Raw genomic sequence first — 12,132 nt, 5'->3', positions numbered from 1 at the left:
ATCAGTTCCCGGAGATCCAGGTGTCGAAGAACACGAGTCTGGCCGAGGCGTCGAACTTGAGGTCTTCTGTCGTCGATCCGATACCGATGACCTGGGACAGTTCGGTCGTCGGGATCCAGAGCCCGTCCGAGATGACCTGTTCCTGCGCGGTGGCGAGCAGGGCGCCGCGCTGCGCTGTGTCCGTCGTCGCGAGCTGCTCGGTGAGGGCCTCATCGAGCACCGGGATCGGGCCACGTTGATTCAGGTTGCGGCTCTCGAGTCCGAAGGTCGTTCGCAGGATGTCTCCGTCGGCGCGAGTGCTGTTGTAGTACAACGCGTCGTAGTCTCCGCTTGCCTGCAACGCGGTGAACTCGGCATTCGACAGGAGACCGAGTTGCAGATCCACCCCAACGGCCTTCAGCTGCTGTTGGACCAACTCGAGAATTGCCTGATTACCGGTGAACACGGCGCTGAACGACAGCGTGAAAGCGAGCTTTCGTCCATCTTTCTCCCGGATTCCATCATCACCTTCGTCCCACCCTGCCTGGTCCAGAATTGAGCGCGCCTTGTCCTGATCGAAGGTCACCTCCGAGGACAGGTCGGTGTACCCGGGCGTATTCGCGGCCAGGGCGCTGGTGGCCACATTGAAGTCGTCGCCCAATACGGTGTCGACGAGTTCCTGTCGGTTGATGGCCGGGATGATCGCCTGCCGCACAGCCGGATCGGCGAGGACCCCACGGGTGACATTGGGCTGGAATCCGAACGTGATGCCCGGATTCGGCGTGGTGAGGACCTGGCCACCGACCGCTTCGATCTGCGGCACGTCCTGGGGCAGCGCATCACTGACCGCATCGAGCTGGTCGGAGGACAGCGATCCGGTGCGCACGCCCGACTCCGGGATCACGGTGAAGTCGATGCGATCGAGATACGCCTCGCCGGTATGGGCGAAGACCGGTGAGCTCCAGTTGTAGCCGGTGCGCTTGACCAGCGACACCGACCGGTCCTGCTGCCAGTCCGCGTAGGTGAACGGCCCGCTGCCGATATTGGTCCCGAGGCACCGCTCTTCGACGGTCTGGGCGATGGTGGCGTCGGCCTGCAGACCGAGCTGCGAGGTCGATGTGGCCTGCAGGAACTGCGCGTTCGGTGTGCTGAAGTCGATCTTCGCCGTCAGCGGGTCGACCACGGTGGTTCCGATATAACCGGACAGATAACTCGAGGCCAGCGGGGTTTTTGCGGCGCCGAGGGCGAGGATCGAGTCGAAGTTCTTCTTCACGGACTCCGCGGTGAGCGGCGTGCCATCACTGAATGTCACACCGTCGCGGAGCTTGAACGTGAACGATTTGGCATCCGGGCTGATCTCCCAGCTCTCCGCGAGCCACGGCGTGATGTCGCCGGTTCCCGGATCCTGGTCGGTCAGGGAGTCGACCACCTGGCGGGTGACATAAATCGTCTGGTTGGTGGCGCCCTGAGCGGGATCCGAACAGGTCGGCGCCCCGGACAATCCGTAGCGCAGGGTTCCACCCGGCGTGGCGGGGCCGGCGTCGCCCTCGCCGCCGGAGGCGTCGGACCCGCAGGCACTGAGCAGGGTTGCTGTCATCAGCGCCGCGCCGAATACGGCGAGTAGCGGTCGGGACACACTTGCATTCATCGATTTCCTTCGTCGATCCTGGCGGTGGCACGCTTCTGCGGCGAAGCGGCGGCTGCTTCACCCACTGTCAACTCACTGATGAGGTTAAACCGTTGCGCCCCAATATCTTCAATAAAATCAGGTTGGTTTTGAACCAACTCGATCACGCCACACCCTGGATATCCCTGTCGCGCTTTGCGACTTCCTCACGAACGATCGGAATCACATACCGGCCGAAGTCGATCGCGTCGTCGAGCAGGTCGTAGCCGCGCGCCGAGAGGATCTCGATCCCGAGGTCGTGGTATTCGAGCAGCGCGGCCGCCACCGTCTCCGGAGAACCGACCAGCGCATTGGAGTTTCCGCCGCCCCCGGTCGCTTTGGCCGTTGCCGTCCATCCCGCGGCTCCGAAGCGGTCGATTGAATCAGCTATCTCCAGCAGACGCTGAGAGCCGGCGTTCTGAGGCGATGTCAGAGAGAATCCGCGTGGGAATTGGGCGGCGCCGGCTGCCCGGGCATTGAGCTGACCGAGTATCGATTCGGCCTTCTGCCAGGCCAATTCATCGGTCGGTGCGATGATCGGCCGAAACGCGACCTGTAGCCGCGGGCGCTTTTGTCGACCTGCAGCTTTCGCGGAGGCGGTGATCGACGCGATCTGCTCGGCGGTGTTCTCGAGGGGTTCACCCCACAGCGCGTAGATGTCAGCCTCCGCGCCACCTACCGCATAGGCGGCCGGCGACGACCCGCCGAAGGAGATGTCGGGCCGTGGCTGCGCCACCGGGAAGACATCGGAGACGAAGTCGTTGAACCGGTAGTGGGTGCCGTTGTGGTCGAACGGTTCGCGGCTGGTCCACACCTTCTTGACGATCTGGATGTACTCACGGGTGCGTTCGTACCGCTGGTCTTTCGTCAGGAAGTCACCTTCCCGCTGCTGTTCGGTGTCGTTGCCGCCGGTGATGAAGTGCACCGTCACCCGTCCCCCGGAGATCTGGTCGAGGGTGGCGAAGGTCTTGGCGGCGAAGGTCGGGTACGAGACATTGGGACGGTGCGCCAGCAGGATCTCGATGCGGTCGAGGTTGCTTGCGATGTACGAGGCGGCCGCCGCGGGTTCGGGAGCACCGGCGCCATAGGCGAACAGGATCCGGTCCCACCCGAAATCCTCGTGTGCACGAGCGAGTTTGAGTGTGTACTCGCGGTCGAACGAACCGGCGGTGGTACGAGGGTGGGTCTCGGTGCCGTCATTCGTGGCTGCGATCCCCAGGAACTCTACTGGCATGGTTGTCCTTTTTCGAAGTGTCAGAGGAAACGTGTGGACGTGCGGCGGCCGACATGTGTCGACGGCGGGATCCGGGTCGGGGCAGTCACGACAGCACCTCCAACGCGGTGGGAGTGGCGATCGGGCGACTCGGGATCTCGCGCCGCAGCACCGGGGCGATCTCGGACTGGAAGAGTTCGAGCGAGTCGCGGTGCTGGGCATTGCTCAGGCCGCCGGCGTCAGCATGCAGATGCATCACCTCATGGCCGAACTTCTCGTGGTACCGCAACACCTTGTCGATCACCTGTTGTGGACTTCCGAGTAGTAGCGAGCTGCGTTCCACAGCGTCTTCGAGGGTCGGAAACACCAGCGGCAGACCGAATGACCCGATTCTCGCCAAGGTGGCATCGAAGATCGGGCGGTAGGTGTTGATCGCATCCTGCGAGTTCTTGGTGGCGTAGTACCCGGCCGATCCGGCACCCACAAGAGCATCCGCCGGGTCGTGCCCGTATGCCGCCCACCGCGCTCGGTAGTGGTCGATCAATGCCGCATAGGGTTCGACCGGGTTGGTGACGTTGGCAGAGAACAGCGGATCCCCGTAAAACGCTGCCAGGTCGACTGATTCGCGGCTGGTGGCACTACCGTGCCAGACGCGGATCTTCTTCTGCAGCGGGCGGGGCAACGCCTCGGCGTCGATCAACGACGGACGGTACTTGCCGGTCCAGGTGACCGTGTCGTCCTCCCACAGTCGCCGGAAGAGTTCGTAACCTTCGCGGTTGCGCTCCCATTGGTCGGCCTCGGTGACTCCGAACAGCTTGGCCTGCGCGGCGCCGTTACCCTTGCCGATCATCAGTTGCAGTCGACCGCCGGAAAGATTGTCGAGGGTCGAGTAGTCCTCGAAGGCGCGGACCGGGTCGAGCAGACTGAGCGTTGTCACCGCGGTGAACAGCGCGATCGTCGAGGTCCGTGCGGCGATGTTACTGAGCACAACCGGTGGCGACGAGGAGATGAACGGCCTCTCGTGCCGTTCGCCCACCCCGAAGCCGTCAAACCCCAATTCCTCTGCGAGGACCGCAGTGTCGATCACTTCTCGAAACCGCTGCGCCGGGGACACGGTCTCGCCGGACAACGGGTGGGGCGTGTGGGTGATCAAACTGATCAACAGAAACTTCACCCGGACTCCTGAACTGATGACATGACACAACCTTCATCGGTCCCGGCAGTAGCACCCGCACCCGCCGAGGCGGGGGGTTGCTGCGACGTCAGCGAGCCGGGTCTCTCAGTCGCTCTTGATGATCCTTGTGCACAGTAGGCCGGTGCCCACCCACCGTGGAACGGTTAGATTCAGTCGGGTTCAAACCCCCCGGTCATCGATGACCCCGGGGTGCTGCAATGTCACACGGAACAAACGCGATCTCGCGCCCTGTCATCAGCAACGATCAGTTGCCGACCGTGCGCACTTGGGGTTCGGCAAGCTGCTTGCACCCGCAACGACTTTTCGCCAACCCCCGCAGCCGACCGAGTCGGCGATCGACCGGGCGCCTATGCCGGCGGCTGCTGCAGGTGCTCACGCACGTCCGCGAATGCCCGGCCCACCACGGCAACATCGCGCGTACTCAGCAGATCGAACACATTTCGCCTGACCGCGGCGACATGTCCGGGGCTCGCCGAGGTCAGCTTCTGCATCCCGGCGTCGGTCAGTTCGGCCAACATGCCCCGTTTGTCGTCTTCGCATTCGACGCGGCAGACCCATCCGGCGTCCACCAGACGACCGATTGCCCTGGTGGCGCCGCTTCGTGTGGTGGTGATCGCATCAGCGAGATCCCGCATGCGCAGTCGGCGCTGCGGCGCCTCGGACAAGACGACGAGCAGTTCGAAGTCGGTGAAGGACAAGCCCGCATCCCGGGCGAGCTGCTGATCGAGCGTCCGCAACAGCAACCGGGTCGCATCCAGGTACGCGCGCCAGGTCCGCTGCTCGTCCTCACTGAGCCACTGTGTTGGTTCCACGGTTCAGAGCATAGCCAAAGTAGTTGACAACGCAATCAGTTGCGATACGCTACCAAAGTAGTTGACAACGCAACCATTTACCTCTGGCCACTCGAAGCGCACACTGGATGAAGACCCCCCGCACGGAAGGACCGGCCATGAGCACCGCCGACACCGAGAACAAGCGCTCGCAGGAATACGCGGGCAGACGTGAGGCGATCCGCGCCAGACACCTGGTACCCGCCGACTCCCGGCCGGCGTCCTCGGCCCGCGGTCTGCACCACACCGCACTGGTCAGCGGCGACGTCGAACGCACCGTCCGGTTCTACCAAGACCTGCTCGAGTTCCCGCTGACCGAACTCATCGAGAACCGCGACTATCCCGGCTCCTCGCACTTCTTTTTCGACATCGGCAACTCAAACCTCCTGGCGTTCTTCGACTTTCCCGGCCTCGACGTCGGGCCGTACCAGGAAGTCCTCGGCGGACTGCACCACGTCGCGATCAGTGTCGAACCGCAGCGCTGGAAACACTTGCGCGACAAGCTGATCGACGCAGGCGTTGAACTCATCGAACACAGCGAGGTGTCGCTGTACTTCCGCGATCCCGATGGCGCCCGCCTCGAACTCATCGCCGATCCGCTCGGCGAGATGTACGGCTCGCACGTTCTCTAGGCACGACCTGTAGGCGATACCGCTCCACCCGAAAGGCCCCACCGATGACCACCGCAACACCTCCCACCCGATTCGACCTCCGCCGCGCCGACAGCCGCTTCAAGACCGATGCGGGCTGGCTCGACTCCAAACATTCCTTCTCCTTCGGCCACCACTACGACCCGGCCAACACCCACCACGGCGTCCTGATGGTCAACAACGACGACATCGTGTTGCCCCGGCAGGGTTTCGATACCCATCCCCATCAGGACATGGAGATCGTCACCTGGGTTCTGCAGGGTTCCCTGGTCCATCAGGATTCGATGGGACACAACGGCGTCATCTACCCCGGCCTGGCACAACGGATGAGCGCCGGCACCGGGATCATGCATTCGGAGAAGAACGACGTCTGGCGCCAGGACAGCGCGGACGAGACCCACGATCCGGTGCACTTCGTCCAGATGTGGGTTGTCCCCGACGAATCCGGGATCACACCGGGATACGAGCAACTCGAGATCGACCATGAATTGTTGTCCGGTGGATTCGTTCCGGTGGCCTCGGGCATGCCCCGGTACGCCGACCACTCCGCGATCCGCATCAAAAATCGTTATGCCACCATGCATGTGGCGCGCATGACCCCCGGGCAGCGTCCACTGACCCTGCCGGACGCTCCCCTGTTGCACGTCTTCGTCCCGCGCGGTGAGGTCGAGATGGAGAGCGTCGGGGAGCTCGGCACCGGCGACGCGGTCCGCGTCCACGGTGATGGCGGACAGCAGCTGACCGCCACCTCCGATGCCGAGGTCATCGTGTGGGAGATGCATGCCGCGATAGCGGCCTGAGGGAGCGGGCACGTGGACTCCGATCCGATGGGTACCTTCGCGGAGCGTTTCGAAGAGCAACGCAGCCGGATGTTGTCGGTGGCGTACCGGATCACCGGCAGCATCAGCGATGCCGAAGATGCCGTCCAGGAATCCTGGTTGCGCCTCGATGCGGCCGATAGCGACTCGATCGATGATCTCGGAGCCTGGCTGACGACCGTGGTCGGACGAATCTGTCTGGACCGTCTCAAATCCGCCGCTGTCGTCCGCGAAAAGCATGTGGGCCAATGGCTTCCGGAGCCGGTCGTGACGCAGGTCGTCCCCTCCCCCGAGTACGACGATCCCCTGCACGCCGTCATCGCGGCAGAGGACAGCCGCTACGCCGCGATGGTGCTGTTCGAAACCCTCACCCCGGCAATGCGCGTTGCGTTCGTCCTCCATGACGGATTCGGCGTGCCCTTCGCCGACATCGCCGAGATCCTCGGGTCCACGACCCCCTCGGCACGCCAACTCGCCTCACGAGCCCGCCGAATCGTCTCCGACCTTCCGGCCCCGGTCAGCGACACCGAACAGGCCGAAGCCGTCGGTCGTCTCGTCGCGGCGATGGCGGCCGGTGACATGGATGCGGTGCTGGCTGCTCTGGACCCGGACGCGATGGTCGTCGGCGACGCCAACCGCACCACCCCCACCGCGGTCAAGGCGATCCGCGGTGCCGCCGGCGTCGCCCGGTTCCTGTTCTGGCTCCTGCGCCGTTACGGGCCCGATGCGCTCGCCCTGCAGATCCCGGTGCGGGTCAACGGCGAACTCGGCACCTACTCCGCCGGCTGGGCGGCCGACGGCGATCGTCGCGCCTCACCGGCCCGGGTGGTCTGCTTTGTTGTCCGCGACGGCCTGGTCGTGTCCATCTACGACATCGCCGACCCCGCCAAGCTGTCCGCCATCGATGCCGCTCAGTTGGTGCCTGTCTCCGAGGTAGCCCCGTCGACGGCCCAGGGCACCCGGCACGAATCCGTGGAGAATCCCTGATCGGTGATGCCCAACGCCGCGTACATCCGGGAGCGCTGGTTCTCCAGTGAGATCTGGTAGGTCAGCTCGATCAGTCCGTCGACCCCGAATCGCTCGCGCAGGTCGTCGACCTGCTCATCGGTCACCGTGGGTGGCGTCGCGGTCACCGCGTCCGCGTAAGCGATCGCGGCCCGCTCATCGTCGCTGTAGGCCGGCGACGTCTCGTAGTCGGCGATCTGCCGCAAACGGTCGATGTCGAGGTCGTCGTGCTTCTGCAGCATCGTGCCGAAGTCGATGCACCAGGAGCAGCCGACCACCCAGGCCGTGCGGTACACCGCGATCTCACGAATGTTCGGCGGCAACACCTTTGACGCCCGCTCGACCACACTCTCGTGCACTCCCGACGCCAGGAACAAGCCCCGGTGGTGTGCCAGGATCGCAAACGGCTCGGGCACCGACCCGAACCTTCGCGCGGTGTACCGGTACGCACTCTTGACGATCAGACCCGCGTCCCGCGGCGCCAGTGCTGGTATCCGTGCCATGTCTGTTCCTCCCAATCCTCGGCGCGGGTGCGCCGCTATGGGGTAGACGAGACAGCCGGCGCAAACGTGACAGCTCGATGCGCCGACGAAAACCGCCCCCTGGCGGGACGCCGAGGGAAACCTGCCCTCCGAGCCTGCTCAGGGGGACGATTCAGACCGGCAGGTCGACCGAATCCGGTGCCCAGATGCGCTCGTAGTGATACGGGTCGAACGTTCCGTTGCGTTCCCGGAACGAGCGCCCGGTGCCGGGCCAGAGCAGGGTGAGCCGACGACTGGTCGGATCCAGATACCAACTGCTGCACCCACTGAGCCACACCGTCGACGCACTGCGCTCGTCGATCTCCCGGGTGTAGGCCTGTTCGGCGGCAGCCGTCACCTCCACCGCGCGGGTACCGCTGTCGTTGAGGTGGTCGAGCGCACCGAGGACGTAGTCGATCTGGGTTTCGATCATGTAGATCGCCGAATTGTGGCCCAGTGCGGCATTCGGTCCGTCGAGGACGAACATGTTGGGGTAACCGCTGATGGCGGTGGACGCATACGAGACCATCCCGGCCCGCCAATGCTCCGACAGCCGTTCACCGTCGACCCCGATGATGCGGGTGGCGAACTCCGGGCGGGCCGCGGAGAAACCGGTCGCCATCACGACGGTGTCGAGTTCGTACGCCTTCCCACTGGCGGCAACCGCCCGGGTCCCGTCGAACTCTGCCAACGCGGAGGGTTCGAGCGTGACGTTCGGCCGGATCATGGTGGGATAGAAGTCGTCGCTCAACAGGATTCGCTTGCAACCGATCTCGTAGTGCGGCGTGAGGTCGGCACGCAGGTCCGGATCGGTGACCTGCGCATGGAGATGGCCCAGCGCCCGGTCACGGATCTGGTCGATGTCGGGGTGCAGGCCGCGGCGCTGCCCAAAAGCCTTGTCCGCCTCGGTGAACAGCTCCTCCCGGAGACGATCGGCGTTGGCCTTGACCTGTAATTCTTCACGCTCGGCCGGGCTGTAGGGCCGGTTGCCTCGCGGCACCACGTACGGCGCGCTGCGGGAGAACACCACCAGTTCCCCGGCGCGCCGCGCCAATTCGGGGACCAGCTGAATCGCCGAGGCACCGGTGCCGACCACGCCGACCCGAGCACCGTCGATCGGCGCGGAGTTGTCCCAGCGCGCCGTGTGGAAGACACTGCCCGGGTACGCATCCATCCCCGGGATCGGCGGAACGAGCGGGTCGGCCAGACGTCCCACCGCGACCACCAGTACGCGCGCCCGGAGTTCACCGGCCGTGGTCGAAACGGCCCAACACAGTTCGTCGGGCAGCCATTTCGTCTGGGTCACGTCGACGCCGAGATGCAGGTGCGGCAACAGCCCTTCCTCCGCGGCCGCCTGCTCCAGATAGGTGTGGATCTGTTCGCCCGCGGCAAACAGCGATTCCCAGTCGCCCGGCGGACGGAACGAGAACGAATACACGTGTGCGGGCACGTCACAGGCCACCCCCGGGTACCGGTTGTCCCGCCAGGTACCGCCGACCGCGTTCTCCCGTTCGAGGATCACGAAACTCTCGTCGCCGCGGCGCGCGGTGCGGATCGCCATCCCGAGCCCGGCAAATCCGGCCCCGACGATCGCGACATCGACGTAGTCGGGCAGCGGGTTCGGCCCGGTCATGCAAAAACCCGTCGCAGGACGTCGCGACGATCGGCTGGAGCGCAGCCGTAGGGCGTGGTGCGCTGACGGACGGACCGGCGCAGGTCCGCGGCCAGGCGGTCCACATCGGCAGGCAGCAACTGCCTGCCGCTCTCCGGGCCGGCGCCCGGCATCAGGGTCCCGTCGATCAGCACGCCCCCCACGTCGTCGGCACCACCGCGCAGGACCGCCATGAGCGCTTCGGCATCGAGCTTGGGCCAGGCGGCCTGGACGTGATCGAACGACGCCTGCAGCATCAGCCGCGCCACCGCGTGCACCGCCCGCGTCTCCCGCAGCGACGGACCGCGGGTGGCCCGCTCGCGCAGATGCGGTGGAGCCAACTCCGGCAGCATCGGCATCAGGATGAGTTCGGTGAAACCGCCCGTACGCGCCTGGATCTGGCCCAACAGCCGCAGATGTGCCACCTGATGCTCCGGCCGTTCGAGGTGCCCGTAGAGCATCGTCGCGGTGGACTTGAGGCCGACATCGTGCGCGGTGGAGATCGTCTCGACCCACGCCTGAACCGGCAGCGCCTGACCGGTCGGCGAGAGCGCTTCCCGGATTGCGTCATCGAGTATCTGCGCGGCGGTCCCGGGGACAGTGCCGACCCCGGCGGCGCGGGCAGACGACAAGAAGTCGCGGACGGTGATCCCGAGGCGGTCGGCGGCATCGATCACCTCCGGTACCCGATAGGCGTGCAGATGCATCTCCGGCGCGGCGGCCCGGATACGTTCGACCACCGTCAGGTAGTCGCTCGCCGGCCGCGACTGCGGCACCGGACCCTGCAGGCAGATCTCGGTGGCGCCGAGCGTCCAGGCTTCGACGACGAGGTCCTCGAGTCGCGGCGATGCGCCGAGGTCGAGCACAGCACCGGTGTCGAGGTTCCGGTTGGCAACAAAGGTGAGTTCGTCGCCGACCGCGGTGCGACGGGCAGAATCTGCCAGTTCACACAGTTCGTCCAGCTCGTCACCCTGCGCTTGCAGCAGCAGAATCCACTCGTCATCGTCGAGCGACGCCGAACTGTCGGCGACCCGGCGCAGCGCCGGCCGCACCGTGGACCCGGGGAGCCGAGTGTCTTCGGCCCAGGACCTTCGCATCGTCATCCTTCGACTCTAGAACCGGACCACGACCGGTGTTCGCCGCAGGTACACCTCAGACACCCGCCATCAAAGACGCCGGTCCGGGCCAAGTGGGCCACTAGAGTTACCGCAGAGTCGTCGATCCAGTGACAATCACCACGTCAGCGCAGGGAGAAGCAGACACGATGGCGGAATCTCGGGCTGTTTCCGACGGTGGTCTCGGCTCGGTACGCGGGATCGGGATGCTCTGCGTTCTCGCGGTTGTCTGCGGCATCTTGATCGGCTTCGTCGGCGGCGCATTCCGGTGGTGCCTGCGCGAGGCCGACCAGTGGCGCGGATACATGCTCGAGTGGGCGCACGAGCTGCCCGGACCCGGGTGGCTCATCCCGGTGGCCGTCACCGCGACCGGCGCGGGACTGGCCGCGCTGATCGTCCGGTGGGTCCCGCAGGCCTCGGGCAGCGGTATCCAACGCGTCGAGGCGGTTTCTCGGGGCGAGGCGAAGGCGTCACCGCTGCGGGTGCTGCCTGCCAAGTTCTTCGGTGGCCTGCTGTCGATCGGGTCCGGACTCGTCCTGGGCAGGGAGGGCCCGACAGTCCACATGGGGGCGGCGATCGGCGCCGAGGCCGGCCGCCGGGTCCAGCTCGGCGACGACGATGCGCACCTGCTGGAGACGTCCATTGCCGGAGCCGGACTCGCCGTTGCCTTCAACGCCCCGTTGGGCGGCGCGTTGTTCGTCTTCGAAGAGGTGACCAAGACGTTCCGGGCGCGCACGGTCATCACGACGTTGCTGGCAGTGGCGGTCGCGGTGGGTTGCTCGCGCATCATCCTGGGAGACCACCCCGATTTCCGGGTCGTCGACGTCGATTCCCCGTCGATCACCCTGCTGCCGGTGTTCGTGGTCTTCGGCCTTCTCACCGGCGTCCTCGGCGTGTTCTACAACAAGCTGATCCTCGGGTCACTCGATCTGGTGGCGCGCTTTGCCACCGTCCCGCGAGAAGTCAAAGCGGCCATCATCGGCGCGATCGTCGGTGCACTCCTGGTCGTCGACCCGCTGGCCGCCGGCGGCGGGGATGACCTGGCGCAGAAGCTGATCGGCGGCGGCAATATCGCACTGACCGCGGTCGTCGGCTACCTCGTGGTCCGGTTGTTCGCCGGCCCCTTGTCCTACGCATCGGCGACGCCGGGTGGTCTGTTCGCCCCGTTGCTCGCGGTCGGCGCCCTCTGGGGCGTTCTATTCGTCGGTGTCGCAGACGTTTTCGTGCCGGGCGTGGACTCGTCACTGAAGATCGCGATGGCCATTGTGGGTATGGCGGCGTTCTTCGGCGCCGTGGTCCGGGCCCCGCTGACCGGGATGCTGCTCGTCATCGAGATGACTGCGGTCACCTCCGTGACCGTTCCGATGATCGCGGCGACGGCGATGGCCGTGGTGGTCGCCCAGCTCGCGGGTTCGCAACCGATCTACGACAGCCTCCGCGAACGGATGCTCAATTCCAAGCCGCACGCGTGACCGGCCACCGCGTCACT

General features: G+C 65.6%; 12 protein-coding genes and 1 riboswitch. Of the genes, 4 read left to right on the top strand and 8 right to left on the bottom strand.

The window, feature by feature from the left end:
- Position 1: 1 nt before the first annotated feature.
- The 5 genes from AC51GR_RS23300 to AC51GR_RS23280 all read right to left on the bottom strand — a co-directional run bounded on the left by AC51GR_RS23300 (position 2) and on the right by AC51GR_RS23280 (position 4,865).
- A complete protein-coding gene (locus tag AC51GR_RS23300) occupies positions 2-1,627 on the bottom strand; it encodes an ABC transporter substrate-binding protein (protein WP_496327037.1) in 1,626 nt (541 codons plus the stop codon).
- Complete coding sequence (locus AC51GR_RS23295; protein ID WP_496327036.1) at positions 1,624-1,773, bottom strand: hypothetical protein; 150 nt, start codon at positions 1,771-1,773, stop codon at positions 1,624-1,626. Before AC51GR_RS23295 ends, AC51GR_RS23300 begins: the two co-directional genes overlap by 4 nt.
- Positions 1,770-2,879, bottom strand: a complete 1,110-nt coding sequence (locus AC51GR_RS23290; RefSeq protein WP_496327035.1) for an LLM class flavin-dependent oxidoreductase — start codon at positions 2,877-2,879, stop codon at positions 1,770-1,772. Before AC51GR_RS23290 ends, AC51GR_RS23295 begins: the two co-directional genes overlap by 4 nt.
- An 85-nt stretch (positions 2,880-2,964) precedes the next feature.
- On the bottom strand, positions 2,965-4,032 hold the full coding sequence (locus AC51GR_RS23285) for an LLM class flavin-dependent oxidoreductase (RefSeq protein WP_496327034.1): 1,068 nt from the start codon (positions 4,030-4,032) through the stop codon (positions 2,965-2,967).
- Between the two features lie 30 nt (positions 4,033-4,062).
- A riboswitch (SAM riboswitch) is annotated at positions 4,063-4,157 on the bottom strand.
- A gap of 243 nt (positions 4,158-4,400) precedes the next feature.
- Positions 4,401-4,865, bottom strand: coding sequence for a MarR family winged helix-turn-helix transcriptional regulator (locus AC51GR_RS23280; RefSeq protein WP_496327033.1), 465 nt, complete (start codon positions 4,863-4,865; stop codon positions 4,401-4,403).
- Between the two features lie 137 nt (positions 4,866-5,002).
- Here AC51GR_RS23280 and AC51GR_RS23275 point away from each other — a divergent pair, with 137 nt between their 5' ends.
- Genes AC51GR_RS23275 through sigJ form a run of 3 tightly spaced genes read left to right on the top strand, consistent with a single transcriptional unit; the run spans position 5,003 to position 7,338 of the window.
- On the top strand, positions 5,003-5,515 hold the full coding sequence (locus AC51GR_RS23275) for a VOC family protein (RefSeq protein ID WP_496327032.1): 513 nt from the start codon (positions 5,003-5,005) through the stop codon (positions 5,513-5,515).
- Between the two features lie 44 nt (positions 5,516-5,559).
- Positions 5,560-6,333 (top strand): pirin family protein, encoded by a 774-nt coding sequence (locus tag AC51GR_RS23270; RefSeq protein WP_496327031.1) that lies wholly within the window; start codon positions 5,560-5,562, stop codon positions 6,331-6,333.
- 27 nt (positions 6,334-6,360) lie between these two features.
- Complete coding sequence (sigJ, locus tag AC51GR_RS23265) at positions 6,361-7,338, top strand: RNA polymerase sigma factor SigJ (protein WP_496327105.1); 978 nt, start codon at positions 6,361-6,363, stop codon at positions 7,336-7,338.
- Here the strand turns inward: sigJ and AC51GR_RS23260 are convergent.
- The 3 genes from AC51GR_RS23260 to AC51GR_RS23250 all read right to left on the bottom strand — a co-directional run bounded on the left by AC51GR_RS23260 (position 7,263) and on the right by AC51GR_RS23250 (position 10,631).
- Positions 7,263-7,859, bottom strand: a complete 597-nt coding sequence (locus AC51GR_RS23260) for a carboxymuconolactone decarboxylase family protein (RefSeq protein WP_496327030.1) — start codon at positions 7,857-7,859, stop codon at positions 7,263-7,265. The genes sigJ and AC51GR_RS23260 overlap by 76 nt on opposite strands.
- Before the next feature lie 151 nt (positions 7,860-8,010).
- Positions 8,011-9,510 (bottom strand): flavin-containing monooxygenase, encoded by a 1,500-nt coding sequence (locus tag AC51GR_RS23255; protein ID WP_496327029.1) that lies wholly within the window; start codon positions 9,508-9,510, stop codon positions 8,011-8,013.
- The gene (locus AC51GR_RS23250; RefSeq protein WP_496327028.1) at positions 9,507-10,631 is read right to left on the bottom strand and encodes an FO synthase; all 1,125 of its coding nucleotides are present in this window, start codon (positions 10,629-10,631) and stop codon (positions 9,507-9,509) included. Before AC51GR_RS23250 ends, AC51GR_RS23255 begins: the two co-directional genes overlap by 4 nt.
- A 161-nt stretch (positions 10,632-10,792) precedes the next feature.
- Here AC51GR_RS23250 and AC51GR_RS23245 point away from each other — a divergent pair, with 161 nt between their 5' ends.
- Entirely contained in the window at positions 10,793-12,115 is a 1,323-nt protein-coding gene (locus AC51GR_RS23245) for a ClC family H(+)/Cl(-) exchange transporter (protein ID WP_496327027.1), read from the top strand.
- Positions 12,116-12,132 lie beyond the last annotated feature (17 nt).

This window comes from Williamsia sp. z71, assembly GCF_059553375.1.
The sequence above is the reverse complement of the archived record's forward strand: the minus strand, read 5'-3'. Positions and strand labels throughout refer to the sequence as shown.

What these genes read in the sequence shown, in the direction of transcription:
- AC51GR_RS23300 (WP_496327037.1), bottom strand. Translation starts at nt 1,627, where the DNA reads ATGAATGCAAGTGTGTCCCGACCGCTACTCGCCGTATTCGGCGCGGCG.
- AC51GR_RS23290 (WP_496327035.1), bottom strand. Translation starts at nt 2,879, where the DNA reads ATGCCAGTAGAGTTCCTGGGGATCGCAGCCACGAATGACGGCACCGAG.
- AC51GR_RS23275 (WP_496327032.1), top strand. Translation starts at nt 5,003, where the DNA reads ATGAGCACCGCCGACACCGAGAACAAGCGCTCGCAGGAATACGCGGGC.
- AC51GR_RS23270 (WP_496327031.1), top strand. Translation starts at nt 5,560, where the DNA reads ATGACCACCGCAACACCTCCCACCCGATTCGACCTCCGCCGCGCCGAC.
- sigJ (WP_496327105.1), top strand. Translation starts at nt 6,361, where the DNA reads ATGGGTACCTTCGCGGAGCGTTTCGAAGAGCAACGCAGCCGGATGTTG.
- AC51GR_RS23260 (WP_496327030.1), bottom strand. Translation starts at nt 7,859, where the DNA reads ATGGCACGGATACCAGCACTGGCGCCGCGGGACGCGGGTCTGATCGTC.
- AC51GR_RS23255 (WP_496327029.1), bottom strand. Translation starts at nt 9,510, where the DNA reads ATGACCGGGCCGAACCCGCTGCCCGACTACGTCGATGTCGCGATCGTC.
- AC51GR_RS23250 (WP_496327028.1), bottom strand. Translation starts at nt 10,631, where the DNA reads ATGACGATGCGAAGGTCCTGGGCCGAAGACACTCGGCTCCCCGGGTCC.
- AC51GR_RS23245 (WP_496327027.1), top strand. Translation starts at nt 10,793, where the DNA reads ATGGCGGAATCTCGGGCTGTTTCCGACGGTGGTCTCGGCTCGGTACGC.